Raw genomic sequence first — 15,513 nt, forward strand, 5'->3', positions numbered from 1 at the left:
CTTCACCGCCGGCGCGTTTTTTTATGCCGTCGGCGCTGGACGCCGCGCGCCTGCCGTTCAGCGATAGACGATCACCGGAATCTTCGTATGCGTCAGAACCCGCTGCGTTTCACTGCCGATCAGCAGGCTGCCGAGACCGCGCCGCCCATGCGAAGCCATGAAGATCACGTCGCAGCCGCCCTTCTCCGCCGCTTCGATGATGCCGAGATACGGCGCCGGATGAACGCTGGTGTGACTGTCGACCGCGACGCCCACACGACGCGCGGCCATCTCCACTTCGCGCAGATGCACGCGCGCTTCCCGCTCGCTGCGCTGCAGGAACTCGGCCGGCGGCTCGACCACCACGTCCGAAAATGGCGAGTACGGATATTGCGGCAGACACGCGTAGGCGGTGACACGCGCGCCGACGGCCTGCGCGAGATCGATCGCGCCGTCGATCGCTTTACGTGACAGCTCTGAACCATCAGTCGGAATCAGGATGTGCCTGAACATTTTGCCCTCCGTCGCCGGCTGCGCGCAGCGCGGCGTCAGCGTCCCACGAGGCTCGGCGTGCAAGCCGCTTCAGTCGATTGTAGGTCGCGCAAATGAGGGTATGGATCCGCCGAGGGTCTGTCCGCATATCGAAAACCCGTTGCCCGCGCGCTCGTGCGTGATCGTGCGTGATCGTGCGTGATCGTGCGTGACCGCGCAGCGTCGGCGTCGGCAGGCCTCAGCCTCAGCCCCAGTATCCGGGATGGCCGTACGTATGTTTGAGAAAGTCCAGAAACAGCCTCACCCGCAGCGGCAAATGGCGGCGCTGCGGGAATACTGCGTGGATGCCGATCGGCGGCGCGGCGAATTCGTCGAGCACGCTTACCAGCCGCCCGGCCGCGATCTCCGTGCCGACCTCCCACCACGAACGCCACGCGAGACCGTAGCCCGCGAGACACCACTCGTGCAGCACCGCGCCGTCCGAGCACTCCATCGTGCCGGACACCTTGATCGAGAGGACCTTGTCACCTTGCTGGAACATCCAGCCGCGCTGCTGGTTGGCGCTCGCGGCGAGCGCGAGACAGTTGTGATGCGCGAGATCGGCCAGTGTGTGCGGCGCGCCGCGCCGGCTCAGGTAAGCGGGCGACGCCACGCACACGCGGCGGTTTTCGCCGAGCTTGAGCGACACCAGCGACGAATCCGGCAATTCGCCCAGACGCACCGCGCAATCGAAACCCTCGTTGACCAGATCGACGAGACGATCGGACAGATCGAGGGTGATCGACACGTCCGGATGCGCGACGGTGAATGCCGGCACCAGCGGCGCGACGTGCCGGCGCCCGAAACCTGCCGGCGCGGACAACCGCAGATGGCCGCTCGCTTTCACGCCGCCGGCCGACACACTCGCTTCGGCGTTCTGCATGTCGTGGATGATGCGCTGGCAGTCCTCGAGAAACGCCGAGCCTTCGAAAGTCAGCGTGATCTTACGGGTCGTGCGTACCAGCAATTTGACGCCGAGGCGTTCTTCGAGCGCGTCGATGCGGCGGCCGATGATCGCCGGCGCCACGCCTTCGGCGAACGCCGCGGCGGACAGACTGCCTTTCGCCGCGACGGCGGCAAAGGTCTCGATTTGCTTGAAACGGTCCATGGATGGTGCGCGCCGAGCGCTCCGAAGGAAGTCCCCCTTGAGGCTACGCGCGAAAGTGGTAGATGCGCGTCAGATTAGGTGCATGAAAGTAAAAGATCAAGTGATGTTTAGCCTCTTTTTCAGCATCCAGCAGCACTAATACAATTCGTCCCGACCTCTGACAGGAGTGCACGGCAATGTCGGCCACAACGACACCCTCCCCCAAAGCAGTGATTTTCGACGCATACGGCACGCTTTTCGACGTGCACTCGGTGATCGCTGCCGCCGAGCAGATGTTCCCCGGCCACGGCGACGCGTTGTCCCACTCGTGGCGTCAGAAACAGATCGAATACACGCAACTGCGCACGCTGGCCGATCCCGCCGACGCGCCCGGCGCGCACTACCGCCCGTTCTGGGACATCACACTCGACGCATTGCGCTTCGCCGCGAAAAAACATCAGCTCACGCTGGGCCGCTCGGCGGAGAAGCGTCTGATGGACGAATACGCGTGCCTGTCCGCATTTCCCGATGCCGTGCCCGCGCTGCGCACGTTGCGCGACACAACACCCGATCGGACCGCGCGCTTCGGTCTCGCGATCCTCTCGAACGGCAACCCGCACATGCTCGACATCGCCATCAAAAGCGCGGGCATGACCGGGCTGTTCGACCATGTTCTGTCCGTCGACGCCGTGCGCGCCTACAAGCCCTCGCCCGCCGCTTATGCACTCGGCACGCGAGCCTTCGACGCGCAACCGCGCGAGATTGTCTTCGTATCGTCGAACGGCTGGGACGTGGCGGGCGCGGGATGGTTCGGCTTCACCACGTTCTGGCTCAACCGGCAAAACGCGCCCGCCGAAGAACTCGGCGTGACTCCGCATGGCGCGGGCGGTGCCATGCACGATCTGCTTGCCTTTCTACAGACCCTCGCGCCACCCGGCCGATCCGGCCGAACCCGCAGCAACCCAGGCGCCACCGGCCATCCCGGCGGCAGTCGCACGCGCCACAGCCCCGGCACGTGACGGCCGCCACCGGACCCGGTAACGTCAATCAAGCGTTTTTTCAACATCCGCATCTTTGCAATCTGACCGACCAAGGAGAAACCATGGCAAACCCACTGTCATCGTTGTCGCTGCCGCAAGGCATGGAAATCACCGGCGAAATCAAGCCGGGCTATGAAACGATCCTCACGCGCGACGCGCTCGAACTCGTCGCCGCGCTGCATCGCAGCTTCGAGGCGCGCCGTCGGCAGTTGCTGCACGCGCGAGCGGAACGCACGAAGCGCCTCGATGCCGGCGAGCGTCCCGACTTTCTCGCCGAAACGAAAAGCGTGCGCGACGGCGACTGGACGATCGCGCCGCTGCCGCAGGACCTGCAATGTCGCCGCGTGGAAATTACCGGTCCGGTCGAGCGCAAGATGATCATCAACGCGCTGAACTCGGGCGCGGATTCCTACATGACCGACTTCGAAGATTCGAATGCGCCGAGTTGGGATAACCAGATCATCGGCCACATCAATCTGAAGGATGCGGTGCGCCGCACGATTTCGCTCGAACAGAACGGTAAGTCGTACAAGCTGAACAACAAGGTCGCCACGCTGATCGTGCGTCCGCGCGGCTGGCATCTCGATGAGAAGCACGTGAAGGTGGACGGCGAACGCGTGTCGGGTGGCATCTTCGACTTCGCGCTCTTCATGGTTCATAACGCGAAAGAGCTGGTCGCACGCGGTTCGGGCCCGTACTTCTATCTGCCGAAGATGGAGAGCCATCTGGAAGCGCGTCTGTGGAACGACATCTTCGTCGCCGCGCAGCAAGCAGTCGGCGTGCCGCGCGGCACGATTCGCGCAACGGTGCTGATCGAAACGATCCTCGCCGCATTCGAAATGGACGAGATCCTGTACGAACTGCGCGAACATAGCTCGGGCCTGAACGCGGGGCGCTGGGACTACATCTTCTCCGCAATCAAGAAGTTCAAGGTCGACCGCAATTTCTGCCTCGCCGACCGCTCGCAGATCACGATGACGGCGCCGTTCATGCGCGCGTATGCGCTGTTGCTGCTCAAGACCTGTCATCGCCGCAACGCGCCGGCGATCGGCGGCATGAGCGCGCTGATCCCGATCAAGAACGACCCGGTGGCCAACGACAAGGCGATGGCCGGCGTGCGCTCCGACAAGGCGCGCGATGCCCACGACGGCTACGACGGCGGGTGGGTCGCACATCCGGGCCTCGTGCCGGTCGCGATGGAAGAGTTCGTCAAGGTGCTCGGCAACCGGCCGAACCAGATCGGCAAGCAACGCTACGACGTGCTGGTCACCGCCACCGACCTGATGGACTTCCGCCCGGCGACGCCGATCACCGAAGCCGGTCTGCGCAACAACATCAACGTCGGCATTCACTACCTGGGTTCGTGGCTCGCGGGCAATGGCTGTGTGCCGATTCACAACCTGATGGAAGATGCGGCGACTGCCGAGATCTCGCGTTCGCAGGTGTGGCAATGGATTCGCTCGCCCAAGGGCAAGCTCGAAGACGGCCGCAAAGTGACGGTCGAACTCGTGCGGGAGTTGTCGGTGCAGGAACTCGACAAGGTGAAGCAGGCAGTCGGTGGTGATACGAAACCGTATGAACGCGCCGCGCAGATTTTCGAACAGATGTCGACGTCTGAGCAGTTCACCGACTTCCTGACGCTGCCGCTGTACGAGGAAATTTAAGGCCGCCGGCGTTCAAGGCCGCCAACGCATCGCGCGTGTCAGCGGCACGGGCCGGCAGGCGCATGTCTGCCGGCCCGTTTGTATCGCGTTGCACGCAGTGGGCATACGCGTGCGCTGCATCCGCTCAGCGCGTGCTGCGATACGCGACCCAATCGCCCGATCTGATTTCCGGCAGGCCCTTCACCGCGCTCGGTATGACCGGATAGAAACGGCAATTCACGACGCTGTCGTCTACCTTCACCATCACCTCGCGTGCGACGAAGCGATCCTCGACGCCCGGATACACGGCTTCGATTTCGTCGAGCACCGCGACCAGCGCATCGTCGATTTCGTAGACGTCGCCAACGACGTCGACGCCCGCTTCGTCGACGACGAGGCCCGGATACGCGCCAAAGTCGAACAGGTGGCCGCGCACGGTGGCCGTGCCGAGCAGATTCGGCGCGGCGACGTCGTTGCGCGCTGCGGCTTCGCTGATGTCGTTCACTTCACCGGCGCGCAACGTGCCGTATACAAAGACGGTCTGCATCGTCGTGGGTTCTCCTGGTATGAGGGGTTCGGGGGAGCTCCGGTTCGAGGCTTCGGTTCGAGGCTGCGGTTCGGGGCTTCGGTTCGGGGCTTCGGTTCGGGGCTTCGGTTCGGGGCTTCGGTTCGATCCGGGGCCGGTTGGCATTTCAGTTCAGCGTTGCCGGCAGGTTGCAAGCGGCGCCACGCCGAGTGCCAACTGGTCTTCGTGCGCGTCGCACAAGTCCGCGGTGGCAAAACTCACTACGCTTTCCTCGAAGTCCCGGCGATCGGGACATTATGCAACGGCGGGATCGGTCCAACATCTACAATGATGGAGCCCGCCGGCAACGCGGCTTCCGACTGGTGGCGGCAGAGCCGCCGCGACCCGGTGTTGCCGGTCCTTGCAATTTCCAGCACTCCACCATCTGGACCGAACTTGCCATGATTTCGTCCGCCGACCCAGCGTTGTCGGGCTCCGTTCGCGTGGCCGACATCCCGCCCGAGTTCCAGCCGTCCGAAACGCACCCGATCCGCGTGCGCTCCCGGCCGATGCCGTCGGGCTGGCACATCGCGCGCCACACGCATGCGTGGGCGCAGGTGGCCTATGCGTCGCGCGGCGTGCTGCGCGTCGCGACCACCGGCACGACATGGATGGTGCCGCCGTCGCGGGCAATCTGGCTGCCGCCGCATGTGACGCACGAAGTGGTGGCCGTCGAGGACGCGTTCCTGCGCACGCTCTATATCACCGAAAGCACCGTGCCGGCCGGACTCGATACGCCGCGCGTCGTCGAAGTCTCCGATCTGCTGCGTGAGGTGATCGCCGCGCTCGATACGCCTGGCATTTCAGCGGCGCGCGAGCAGTTGCTCGGCGCCCTCGCGCTCGACGAACTGACGCGCTCGGAGCCGCTGCCGCTGTCCGTGCCGATGCCCAACGAAAAGCGTCTGCGTGCGCTATGCGAGGCCGTGATCGCGGACCCGACTCATGGCGAATCGCTCGAACAATGGGCGTCCAGCGTAGGCGCGAGTACGCGTACGATTGCGCGGCTGTTTCGCCAGGAGTTGGGCGTGAGTTTTTCGCAATGGCGTCAGCAGGCGATTCTGGCGCGGGCGATTCCGCTATTGAGCCAGGGACGGCCGCTCGCGCATGTCGCGCAGGAGCTCGGATACCAGAGCCAAAGCGCGTTCTCCGCGATGTTCCGGCGGGCCTTCGGCGAAAGTCCGCGTGCGTTTATCGAGCGGGGTTCGGAACATCGCGTGGAGCATGGCGAGCACGGCAAGGCGGACGCGGACGAAGACATGACGCGGGATCGCGCGGATGCGCCGAGCGGTATCGGACGCTAGCACGCCAGGAAAATGGAGTTCCGGCCTCAGACCCGCCGCGCCAGATGGCGGATCGCGCCAAGCTGCGCGAGACGCGGCCCCGCGAGCTTGTATCCCTTGCGCTGATAGAGCCGCGCCGCGGGATTGTCGACGAACACGCGCAGCTGCAGTTCGCGCAGCCCACGCTCGCGCGCCCATTGATGTGAGATGTCGAGCAGATAAGTGCCGGCGCCCAGCCGCCGATACCCTTCGGCGATCTGCACGTCGCGGATATGGAGCGAATCGCCCTCCTGCGTGATGCGCAGCACGCCGATCGGCTGGCCCGCCAGTTCGAGAATGAAATTCTCCGATTCGCGCCAGCTGCCGAGGAACAGATCGCTGCGCCATACCAGATGGTGCCGGTCATAGTAGCCGCCCATGTTGTTACGGGTCAGCGCCTCAGCGAACTCGAAATCATCCATGCTGGCGCTGCGCAGATGAAACGGTGACGGGGCTTCGGCTGGATCGAACATGGTGGCGCGGCGAGGATGAGTCGGATCAACGGTAAAACAGGCCGCGCGCGCTGGCAATGGCTGTTTGTCCCGACCGTGCTCAGGGGCGATGGCCAGCGCGTCCAGCGCACGCCCGGGGGCAATGGTCAGCGGCAATAAAAAAAGCCCACTTCTTGCGAAGTGGGCTTTCTAAAATCTGGCGGAGCGGACGGGACTCGAACCCGCGACCCCCGGCGTGACAGGCCGGTATTCTAACCAACTGAACTACCGCTCCAGATTTTTTGCACCGCGGCGTGTGAGCGATACTCATGCGCCTGCTGCGCCGTTCAAACTTCCAACCGAACGACGCCGAAGTTCTGGCGTCCCCTAGGGGATTCGAACCCCTGTACTCACCGTGAAAGGGTGATGTCCTAGGCCTCTAGACGAAGGGGACAACGTACTGCTTACACCTTTAATGAAAAAGCCCGTTCAGGTTTGTATGAACGGGCTTTGTCTGGCGGAGTGGACGGGACTCGAACCCGCGACCCCCGGCGTGACAGGCCGGTATTCTAACCGACTGAACTACCACTCCAGTCTTTACATCTGGCTTGCGAGCGTCGGTTATTTCTCTGCAAGCTGCGCTGCTTTACCGCCAATCGGGCCTTGAAACCCGAACACTAAAGCGACGCTGATGTTTGGCGTCCCCTAGGGGATTCGAACCCCTGTACTCACCGTGAAAGGGTGATGTCCTAGGCCTCTAGACGAAGGGGACATAATCTTTTCAGATCTGTCTCTAACTCGCTGCCAACTTACGCTAACTTGTCAGTTATTTCGTTTCGTCAACCGCGAAGACCGCTATCTTAACTACGTTACAACCGTTTGTGAAGTCTTTTTTTCTACAACTTCCGGACTTCGGAACAACTTTACTCTGCTTTGTTGGTGGAGGTAAGCGGGATCGAACCGCTGACCTCTTGCATGCCATGCAAGCGCTCTCCCAGCTGAGCTATACCCCCGTCGCACATCAGAGAAACGAGATTTTAGAGACCAATTTGCGCTTTGTAAATACCCTTTGAGCAATTACATGCGACTTTTTTCGAGCCGCATGCAAACCCTCTCAATGCACGCGCGAACGCATCAGGCCAGCGCTTTTTCAATACGGCTCACGACGACGTCACGCCCGAACAGCATCAGCACGCTGTCGATCGACGGCGTATGCGTCGTGCCCGCCACCAGCAGACGCACCGGCATCGCCAGTTGCGGCATCTTCAGCTTGTGCGCACCGAGCGTGGCCTTCAGTGCGGCGGCAATCGCCTCTTTGGTCCATTCCACCGTCTTCAGCACAGCGGCCAGATCGGCGAGCGCCGGACGCACGGCGTCGGTCATGTGCTGCGCCAGCGCTTCGGCGTCAGGGGCCGGAACCCGGTAGAACATCGCGGCGTTCTCCGCAATCTCCTTCACCGTCACCGCGCGATCTTTCAGCAAGCCCACCACCACCGGCAGATCCGCACCCTGAGCGAGCGCAGCTTCGTCGATACCCAATTCGGCGAAGAACGGTTTGGCGAGCCCGGCGAGGCGCGCGTTATCCGCTTCCTTGATGTAGTGCGCGTTCAACCAGCTGAGCTTGTCGTGGTCATATTGTGCCGGCGACTTGCCCAGGTGCTCCAGATCGAACCATTCGACGAACTGCTCGCGCGAGAAGATTTCCGCGTCGCCATGCGACCAGCCCAGACGCGCCAGATAGTTGACCACCGCTTCCGGCAGATACCCGGCGTCGCGATAACCCACCACGCTCATCGCGCCATGGCGCTTGCTCATCTTCTCGCCCTGCTCGTTCAGCACGGTCGGCAAGTGCGCGTACACCGGCGGCTCGCCGCCGAGTGCGCGCAGGATGTTGATCTGCCGCGGCGTATTGTTCACGTGGTCGTCGCCACGGATCACGTGCGTGATGCGCATGTCCAGATCGTCGACCACCACGCAGAAGTTGTACGTCGGCGTGCCGTCCGGGCGCGCGATCACGAGGTCGTCGAGTTCTTCGTTCGAAATTTCGATGCGGCCCTTCACAGCGTCGTCCCACGCGACCATGCCCGTCAATGGATTGCGGAAGCGCATGACGGGTTGAACGCCCGCGGGCGGCTGCGGCAGAACCTTGCCTGGCTCCGGACGCCACGTGCCGTCATAACGCGGCTTCTCGCCGGCTTCGCGTTGCCGCTCGCGCAGCGCATCCAGTTCTTCCGTCGACATGTAGCACGGGTACACCAACCCCGCGTCCTGCATCTGGCGAAGCACTTCGCGGTAACGGTCCATCCGCTGCATCTGGTAGAACGGACCTTCGTCGAAATCGAGGCCGAGCCACGCCATGCCTTCCAGAATGGCGTCGACCGATTCGGTGGTAGAGCGCTCGACGTCAGTGTCCTCGATCCGCAGCACGAAAGCCCCGTTCATCTTGCGCGCGAACGCCCACGGATAGAGCGCGGAGCGAATGTTGCCGAGGTGGATGAAGCCGGTGGGACTCGGTGCGAAACGGGTACGAACGGAGGTGGTCATTAGCGGTTACTCGAAAAGCAGGCGCCGGCACCTCACGCGGATATCACCCGTGAAGCGCGGCAGCAAAGCGCGCCCATGCGGCCGGGAACGCCGTCCATGGACGCGGAGGAAATAAATGCGAGAGCCGAATTATACCCGCCGCACGCGCGTTGCCCGACCTCGTCCGAACGGCTGATGGCCGCGCGGACGACGCGCGTTGGCGCCTGCCGCGGCGGCTTGTTCAGCCTGCCTGACGGGACTCGCATGCGGCGCTGGTCAGCAGTTCAGCCGCAGCGATTGCAAGACACGCGAGCCGCCCCCCTGATTGCGCCGCTGCCATGCCTCGCTGCGTCCGCGCGTGTCGGCTATGCATCGGCCGCGCGTCATCGAGCGCCCAGGAGCCGGGTCGCCCGCGCCTCGCGAAAGCCGCGCGCCGCATCAACCGAAGGCTTCCTCTGCAACGTTTCATTACCAGGCCGACGCGCGCGCAGGGCTTTGATTTATGATGTGCGCGCGCGACGGTTGGAGATAGATCAATCGCGCGTGGAATCGCCACCGCGATTCCGGCCGTCCGACTATCAGCCTGATCGCGGCCCGCGACGACGCCGATTGCGTCGCCCGCGCCGTCGCTGGAGAATTCGTTGAAACCCTCGTCGCCCCGTCTTACCCGCCGCAACTTTTCATTGGCAGCCGCCTCCGCGCTACTGGCCGCCTGCACCACCACTGGCAGCAAAACCGACAGCACCCCGGTCGCCGCCACCCCCACGCTCCCCCCGCCACCGCTTGACAAGCCGCAGCGGCCCATCCGTGTCGCCTTGGCGCTGGGCGGCGGCGCGGCGCGCGGCTTCGCGCACATCGGCGTGATCAAGGCGCTGGAGGCGCGCAATATTCAGATCGATCTGGTGGCCGGCACCAGCGCCGGGTCGGTGGTCGGTGCACTGTACGCGTCGGGCATGAACGGCTTTGCGCTGAACAAGCTCGCGCTGAACATGGACGAAGCCTCGATCAGCGACTGGGCCATGCCGTTTCGCACGCGCGGTTTTCTGCAGGGTGTCGCGCTGCAGAACTACCTGAATACGACGCTGAACAATCGCCCGATCGAAAAGATGACCAAGCCGCTCGGCGTGGTCGCAACGGATCTGAAAACCGGCCAGCCAATCCTGTTCCAGCGCGGCAATACCGGCGTCGCGGTGCGCGCGTCGTGCAGCGTGCCGTCGATTTTCGAGCCTGTGAAGATCGGCGGACATGAATATGTTGACGGCGGCCTCGTGAGTCCGGTGCCGGCTTCATTCGCGCGCAAGATGGGGGCGGATTTCGTGATCGCCGTGGATATCTCGCAGCGCCCGGAAAGCGGTCTGACGGCCAGTTCGTTCGATGTGCTGATGCAGACTTTCACGATCATGGGCCAGACGATCAAGGCCTATGAACTCGACAAGTATGCCGACGTCGTGATCCGGCCGAATCTGGCCGCGATGAGCGGCAGTGATTTCTCGCAGCGCAACGCCGCGATTCTGGCCGGTGAAGAAGCGGCGGCGAGGATAATGCCGGAGTTGCAACGCAAGCTGGCCGCACGTCGCGTCGCGGCGTAAGCTGGCTGCGCGGCGCGGATTGCACCGTTGCCCACCAGACAGCGCAGCGGTACAGCCGCGCGAGGAGGATCCCGGCGCGACCCGAGCCACAAAAGCGCTGCGCCCGCGCGCAAAAGCCCGCCGCCCAATGCAAAAAGCCTGCTTCGAACGAAGCAGGCTTTTTCTTATGCCAGACACGGCACCGCGGACTCAGGCGGATCAGTTATTCGCACCAATCGTCGCATTCACGCGCTTGCGCAGATCTTCGCCTTCCTGAAAGGATGCCTCGATCCGGCGCGCACCCGTGAAGCGCTTTTCCCAGTAGCCGCTATCCATGTCATCGACACGGATGGTGCTGCCTGTGGACGGCGAATGCACGAACTTGTTGTCGCCAATATAGATGCCAACGTGCGAGAACGTGCGGCGCATCGTGTTGAAAAACACCAGATCGCCCGGCTTCAGGTCGCTCACGCGGACCTTCTCGCCGACGCGGCTCATTTCTTCCGCGCGGCGCGGCAAGGCCATGCCGAGCGTATCCTGGAACACGTAGCGCACGAATCCGCTGCAATCGAGCCCTGAATCAGGGGTATTGCCCCCCCAACGGTAGCGAACGCCGATCATGTTTAGTGCGCCGACCACCACGTCTCCCGCTTTGCCGGCCATGCCGGAAAGGAAGGATTTGGCGCGACTATCGCTGTCGGAAGCAGCGTTTTGCGAACTGGAGGCGGACAAAGAATTCGACCCGCTAGAGGTCGAATATGAGACATTCTGGGTGAAATTGCTTGCTTCATCGGCGAACGCGCCGGGAGCTGCTGCCATCAAGACGCCAATGAACATCCCGGCGACGACGCGCGTGCAAGCCTGGGTCAGGTTTCTGCGCTGCATTGGTCTGTAGTTTTTGCCTGAAAATCAGTGGGCTACGAAAAAAAGTTTGGTCGATACTAGCCAGTAAGTATTCACGTGTCAAAACAAATAGAAAAATTCAATCAACAAGCGCACCTAATTGGTGAAAGGGTGAAAAATCAAGGGTCAAGCGCTGCTTTCAGCAGCTTTCGCGTGTACGGATGCGACGGGTTCGCAAAAATTTTCTCAATCTCCCCGCTTTCGACGATACAACCGTTTTGCATCACCGCCACGCGATGCGCCATCGCCCCGATCACCGCCAGATCGTGGCTGATGAAAACGAAGCCGAGGTTGTACTTCTGTTGCAATCCGGCAAGCAATTTCAGCACCTGCTGCTGGATCGAAACATCGAGCGCGCTGGTCGGTTCGTCGAGGATCAGCACGCGCGGCTCCAGCACCAGGGCGCGCGCTATCGCAATCCGCTGACGCTGGCCGCCGGAGAATTCATGCGGATAGCGATACAGCACCGTGCGGTCGAGGCCGACTTCGCGCAGCACGGAGATCACCTTGTCGCGCCGCGCTTGTGATGTCATCTGCGGCCGATGTAACGCGAGCCCCTCGCCGACGATCCTCTCGATGGTCTGGCGCGGCGAAAGCGAACTGAACGGATCCTGAAACACCACCTGCATGTTCGAGCGCAACGCGGTCTGTTCGGCGCCGCGATAGGTGCCGAGTGGCCTGCCCTGAAACTCGATCTCGCCGTGCGCGGTGCGTTGCAGACCGAGCAGCGCCATCGCGAGGGTCGACTTGCCCGAACCCGATTCGCCGACGATCCCGAGCGTTTCGCCCTGCCGCACGGACACGTCCGCCTGCGCGACCGCCCGGAAACGTCCCGAGCGGAACCAGCCGCGAAAGCCAGGCAGCTTCGTTCTGAAATCGACCGACACCTCGCGCGCTTCGAGCAACACCGGCGAGATCGGCAATACCGGCACCACCGTGCGCTGCGGCCGGCTCGCCAGCAGGCGCTGCGTGTATGGATGCTGCGGCGCCTCGAACACCCGCTCGACCGGTCCGCTCTCCACCAGCACGCCCCGCTCCATCACAGCAATGCGCTGCGCGAAGTGGCGCACCAGATTCAGATCGTGCGTGATCAGCAGCACCGCCATGCCGCGTTTGCTGGCTTCGTCGCGCTGCAGTTCCAGCAGCAGCTCGACGATCTGCGCGCGGATCGTCACGTCGAGCGCCGTGGTCGGCTCGTCGGCCAGCAGAAGCCGTGGACGGCACGCTAGCGCCATCGCGATCATTGCGCGCTGACGCTGGCCGCCCGACAGCTGATGCGGATAGCTGTTCACGCGCTTGCCGGGTTCGGCGATACCGGTGCGCGCGAGCAGCGCGACCGCGCGTTTGCGCGCCTCGTTCGCCGTCACGCCATCATGCACGACGATGGTTTCCGCGATCTGGTCGCCGACCGTATAGAGCGGATTGAGCGCGGTCATCGGCTCCTGGAAGATCATCGCGATGTCCGAGCCGCGCAAGCCGCGCATCTCGCGCTCGCTGCTCGCGAGCAGATCCTTGCCATCGAAACGGATCGACCCGCTCACCTGCGCGTCATTCAGGAGCCGCAGGATCGACAGTGCGGTCACGCTCTTGCCCGAGCCCGATTCGCCAACCAGTGCCACCCGTTCGCCTCGCTGGATCGCGAGCGTGACATCGTTCACCGCAACGGTCTCGCCGAACCTCACCTGCAGATGGTCGAGTTCCAGCAGCGGCGGCGCCGGCACCTGCGATGCGTGGTTCTGAACCGTCGCGCTCATTGATTGCCTCCGGCGCGCATCGCGTCGGCGATGCGGGTATCGAGCGCGTTGCGCAGCGCATCGCCCATGAAGGTCAGCAGCAACAGCATCGCGACCAGCACACCGAAGGTGGACAACGAGATCCACCACGCGTCGAGATTCGCCTTGCCTTGCGCGAGCAGTTCACCGAGGCTGGGGGTCGGCGACGGCACGCCGAGGCCGAGGAAATCGAGGCTCGTCAGCGCAAGGATCGCGCCGCTCATGCGGAACGGCAGGAACGTGATTACCGGCGTGAGGCTATTGGGCAGCACATGGCGCCACATGATCTGCCAGTTCGACAGGCCCATTGCGCGCGCCGCGCGCACATAGTCCTGCTGGCGATTGCGCAGAAACTCCGCGCGCACGTAATCGGACAAGCCGATCCAGCCGAACAGCGAAAGCAGCACGATCAGCAGGATGAAACCCGGCTCGAAGATCGACGAAAAAATGATCAGCAGGTACAGCTCGGGCATCGCGCTCCAGATTTCGATCAGACGCTGGCCGATGATATCGGTTCGTCCTCCGAAATAACCTTGCACGGCGCCCGCGGCGATGCCGAGTATCGTGCCGATCAGCGTGAGCACGAGCCCGAACTCCACCGACACCCGGAAGCCATAGAGCAGGCGCGCGAACAGGTCGCGGCCGCGGTCGTCGGTGCCGAGCCAGTTCTCGCGCGACGGCGGCGCCGGGTTCGGCGCCTTCGAGAAGTAATTCAGCGTGTCGTAGTAGTAGCGGTTCGGCGGATACAGCGCGAAGTTGCCCGGCGCATCGAAGCGGTGCCTGATGTACGGGTCGAGATAGTCGGCCGGCGTCGGAAAGTCGCCACCGAACGTGGTCTCGGCGTAAGTTTTGAAGAGCGGGAAATACAGATGGCCGTCGTAGCGCACCACCACCGGCTTGTCGTTCGACCATAGCGGACCTGCGAGACTCGCGGCGAACGCGACCACGAACACGATCAGGCTCCAGTAGCCGAGGCGTTGCTGGCGAAACCGCTGCCATACGCGGCGCGCGGACGAAGGCGACGCGAACGCGCGAGCGGTTTCGGTGCGCGCCGCCGCGTCGACTGAAAGGCGGGCTCGATTCATCAGCGCTCCAGTTGTTCGAATTGGATGCGGGGATCGACCCACACATAGCAGAGGTCGGAGATCAGCTTGGTCGCGAGGCCGATCAGCGTGAACAGATACAGCGTGCCGAGCACGACCGGATAGTCGCGCCGCACCACCGATTCATACGACAGCAGCCCGAGCCCGTCGAGTGAAAACAGCGTCTCGATCAGCAGGCTGCCCGTGAAGAACGCGCCGATGAACGCAGCCGGAAATCCGACGATCAGCGGCAGCAGCGCGTTGCGGAACACGTGCTTCCACAGCACGCGCTTTTCGGACAGCCCTTTGGCGCGTGCGGTCAGCACGTACTGCTTGCGGATCTCGTCGAGAAACGCGTTTTTCGTGAGCATCGTGACGATCGCGAAGCTGCCGACCACCGACGCTGTGATCGGCAGCGTGATGTGCCACAGATAGTCGACGATCTTGGCGCCGAGACTCAGCTGCGCCCAGTTGTCCGAAGTGAGATTGCGCAGCGGAAACAGCTGCAGAAATGTGCCGCCGCCGAACAGCACGAGCAGCAGCACTCCCAGCACGAAACCCGGAATCGCGTAGCCGATCAGCACGACGAGACTCGTCGCGACATCAAAGCGCGAGCCGTTGCGCACGGCCTTCGCGATGCCCAGCGGTACCGATATCAGATAAGTCAGAAAGAACGTCCACAAGCCGATGCTGATCGATACCGGCAGCTTCGAGACGATCAGCGACCACACGCTTTGATGGCGGAAATAACTGTGGCCGAGGTCGAAGGTCGCGAAGCGCTTGAGCATCAGCACGTAGCGCTCGAGCGGCGGCTTGTCGAAACCGTAAAGCTGCTTGAGTTGCGCGAGCTGTTGCGCGTCGACGCCGGTATGCGCGCGCAAGCCGAACGGCGCGCCGCTCTCGGCGCCCTTGCGCAATTCGTGCTGCATCTGCTCGACCGGGCCGCCCGGCACGAACTGGATCACGACGAAGGTCAGCGTCAGCACGCCGAGCAAGGTCGGGATCATCAGCAACAGGCGTTTGACGATGTAGCTCCACATAAGCGTGCGTTCCAGTGAAGGCAGTGAGTG

The 15,513-nt window shown here is 63.2% G+C and carries 13 protein-coding genes and 5 tRNA genes; 4 read left to right on the top strand and 14 right to left on the bottom strand.

What is annotated here, in order from left to right; all coding sequences use genetic code 11:
• Positions 1-57 precede the first annotated feature (57 nt).
• Positions 58-492 carry a universal stress protein gene (locus BN2475_RS06515; protein WP_094778828.1) on the bottom strand — a complete coding sequence of 145 codons (435 nt, stop codon included), beginning with the start codon at positions 490-492 and terminating at the stop codon, positions 58-60.
• A 223-nt stretch (positions 493-715) separates the two neighbouring features.
• The gene (locus BN2475_RS06520) at positions 716-1,618 is read right to left on the bottom strand and encodes a LysR family transcriptional regulator (RefSeq protein WP_094778736.1); all 903 of its coding nucleotides are present in this window, start codon (positions 1,616-1,618) and stop codon (positions 716-718) included.
• A 176-nt stretch (positions 1,619-1,794) separates the two neighbouring features.
• On the opposite strand from BN2475_RS06520, the gene BN2475_RS06525 reads away from it, so the two are divergent.
• Both BN2475_RS06525 and aceB read left to right on the top strand, forming a co-directional pair.
• Positions 1,795-2,616 (top strand): haloacid dehalogenase type II, encoded by an 822-nt coding sequence (locus BN2475_RS06525; protein WP_094778737.1) that lies wholly within the window; start codon positions 1,795-1,797, stop codon positions 2,614-2,616.
• 83 nt (positions 2,617-2,699) lie between these two features.
• Entirely contained in the window at positions 2,700-4,301 is a 1,602-nt protein-coding gene (aceB, locus tag BN2475_RS06530; protein WP_094778829.1) for a malate synthase A, read from the top strand.
• A 124-nt stretch (positions 4,302-4,425) separates the two neighbouring features.
• On the opposite strand, the gene BN2475_RS06535 is transcribed toward aceB, so the two are convergent.
• Positions 4,426-4,827, bottom strand: a complete 402-nt coding sequence (locus BN2475_RS06535; RefSeq protein ID WP_094778738.1) for a gamma-glutamylcyclotransferase family protein — start codon at positions 4,825-4,827, stop codon at positions 4,426-4,428.
• A 419-nt stretch (positions 4,828-5,246) separates the two neighbouring features.
• On the opposite strand from BN2475_RS06535, the gene BN2475_RS06540 reads away from it, so the two are divergent.
• Positions 5,247-6,146: an AraC family transcriptional regulator gene (locus BN2475_RS06540; RefSeq protein WP_094778739.1), complete on the top strand. Its 900-nt coding sequence runs from the start codon at positions 5,247-5,249 to the stop codon at positions 6,144-6,146.
• A 26-nt stretch (positions 6,147-6,172) separates the two neighbouring features.
• Here the strand turns inward: BN2475_RS06540 and BN2475_RS06545 are convergent, their stop codons facing one another.
• The 7 genes from BN2475_RS06545 to gltX form a co-directional block, all read right to left on the bottom strand.
• Positions 6,173-6,637: a GNAT family N-acetyltransferase gene (locus BN2475_RS06545; protein ID WP_094778740.1), complete on the bottom strand. Its 465-nt coding sequence runs from the start codon at positions 6,635-6,637 to the stop codon at positions 6,173-6,175.
• 176 nt (positions 6,638-6,813) lie between these two features.
• Positions 6,814-6,890: transfer RNA gene (locus BN2475_RS06550), tRNA-Asp, on the bottom strand.
• An 83-nt stretch (positions 6,891-6,973) separates the two neighbouring features.
• Positions 6,974-7,049, bottom strand: a tRNA-Glu gene (locus BN2475_RS06555).
• A 61-nt stretch (positions 7,050-7,110) separates the two neighbouring features.
• Positions 7,111-7,187: transfer RNA gene (locus BN2475_RS06560), tRNA-Asp, on the bottom strand.
• Between the two features lie 104 nt (positions 7,188-7,291).
• A tRNA-Glu gene (locus BN2475_RS06565) sits at positions 7,292-7,367 on the bottom strand.
• A 165-nt stretch (positions 7,368-7,532) separates the two neighbouring features.
• Positions 7,533-7,608: transfer RNA gene (locus BN2475_RS06570), tRNA-Ala, on the bottom strand.
• A 121-nt stretch (positions 7,609-7,729) separates the two neighbouring features.
• Entirely contained in the window at positions 7,730-9,139 is a 1,410-nt protein-coding gene (gltX, locus tag BN2475_RS06575) for a glutamate--tRNA ligase (RefSeq protein ID WP_094778741.1), read from the bottom strand.
• Between the two features lie 620 nt (positions 9,140-9,759).
• On the opposite strand from gltX, the gene BN2475_RS06580 reads away from it, so the two are divergent.
• The gene (locus tag BN2475_RS06580) at positions 9,760-10,707 is read left to right on the top strand and encodes a patatin-like phospholipase family protein (RefSeq protein ID WP_094778742.1); all 948 of its coding nucleotides are present in this window, start codon (positions 9,760-9,762) and stop codon (positions 10,705-10,707) included.
• 198 nt (positions 10,708-10,905) lie between these two features.
• Here the strand turns inward: BN2475_RS06580 and BN2475_RS06585 are convergent, their stop codons facing one another.
• The 4 genes from BN2475_RS06585 to BN2475_RS06600 all read right to left on the bottom strand — a co-directional run bounded on the left by BN2475_RS06585 (position 10,906) and on the right by BN2475_RS06600 (position 15,483).
• A complete protein-coding gene (locus BN2475_RS06585) occupies positions 10,906-11,571 on the bottom strand; it encodes a C40 family peptidase (protein WP_094778743.1) in 666 nt (221 codons plus the stop codon).
• 137 nt (positions 11,572-11,708) lie between these two features.
• A complete protein-coding gene (locus tag BN2475_RS06590; RefSeq protein ID WP_094778744.1) occupies positions 11,709-13,343 on the bottom strand; it encodes an ABC transporter ATP-binding protein in 1,635 nt (544 codons plus the stop codon).
• Entirely contained in the window at positions 13,340-14,446 is a 1,107-nt protein-coding gene (locus tag BN2475_RS06595) for an ABC transporter permease (RefSeq protein ID WP_094778745.1), read from the bottom strand. Before BN2475_RS06595 ends, BN2475_RS06590 begins: the two co-directional genes overlap by 4 nt.
• Positions 14,446-15,483, bottom strand: coding sequence for a microcin C ABC transporter permease YejB (locus tag BN2475_RS06600; RefSeq protein WP_094778746.1), 1,038 nt, complete (start codon positions 15,481-15,483; stop codon positions 14,446-14,448). The genes BN2475_RS06595 and BN2475_RS06600 overlap by 1 nt, the downstream gene beginning before the upstream one ends.
• Between the last annotated feature and the right edge of the window lie 30 nt (positions 15,484-15,513).

It is taken from the genome of Paraburkholderia ribeironis, assembly GCF_900019265.1.
GTDB lineage: Bacteria > Pseudomonadota > Gammaproteobacteria > Burkholderiales > Burkholderiaceae > Paraburkholderia > Paraburkholderia ribeironis.

Excerpts from the sequence above, each read along its gene's own strand:
- BN2475_RS06520 (WP_094778736.1), bottom strand. The coding sequence starts at position 1,618 with ATGGACCGTTTCAAGCAAATCGAGACCTTTGCCGCCGTCGCGGCGAAA.
- BN2475_RS06595 (WP_094778745.1), bottom strand. The coding sequence starts at position 14,446 with ATGAATCGAGCCCGCCTTTCAGTCGACGCGGCGGCGCGCACCGAAACC.
- BN2475_RS06525 (WP_094778737.1), top strand. The coding sequence starts at position 1,795 with ATGTCGGCCACAACGACACCCTCCCCCAAAGCAGTGATTTTCGACGCA.
- BN2475_RS06585 (WP_094778743.1), bottom strand. The coding sequence starts at position 11,571 with ATGCAGCGCAGAAACCTGACCCAGGCTTGCACGCGCGTCGTCGCCGGG.
- BN2475_RS06545 (WP_094778740.1), bottom strand. The coding sequence starts at position 6,637 with ATGTTCGATCCAGCCGAAGCCCCGTCACCGTTTCATCTGCGCAGCGCC.
- BN2475_RS06535 (WP_094778738.1), bottom strand. The coding sequence starts at position 4,827 with ATGCAGACCGTCTTTGTATACGGCACGTTGCGCGCCGGTGAAGTGAAC.
- BN2475_RS06540 (WP_094778739.1), top strand. The coding sequence starts at position 5,247 with ATGATTTCGTCCGCCGACCCAGCGTTGTCGGGCTCCGTTCGCGTGGCC.
- BN2475_RS06590 (WP_094778744.1), bottom strand. The coding sequence starts at position 13,343 with ATGAGCGCGACGGTTCAGAACCACGCATCGCAGGTGCCGGCGCCGCCG.
- gltX (WP_094778741.1), bottom strand. The coding sequence starts at position 9,139 with ATGACCACCTCCGTTCGTACCCGTTTCGCACCGAGTCCCACCGGCTTC.
- BN2475_RS06515 (WP_094778828.1), bottom strand. The coding sequence starts at position 492 with ATGTTCAGGCACATCCTGATTCCGACTGATGGTTCAGAGCTGTCACGT.
- BN2475_RS06600 (WP_094778746.1), bottom strand. The coding sequence starts at position 15,483 with ATGTGGAGCTACATCGTCAAACGCCTGTTGCTGATGATCCCGACCTTG.
- aceB (WP_094778829.1), top strand. The coding sequence starts at position 2,700 with ATGGCAAACCCACTGTCATCGTTGTCGCTGCCGCAAGGCATGGAAATC.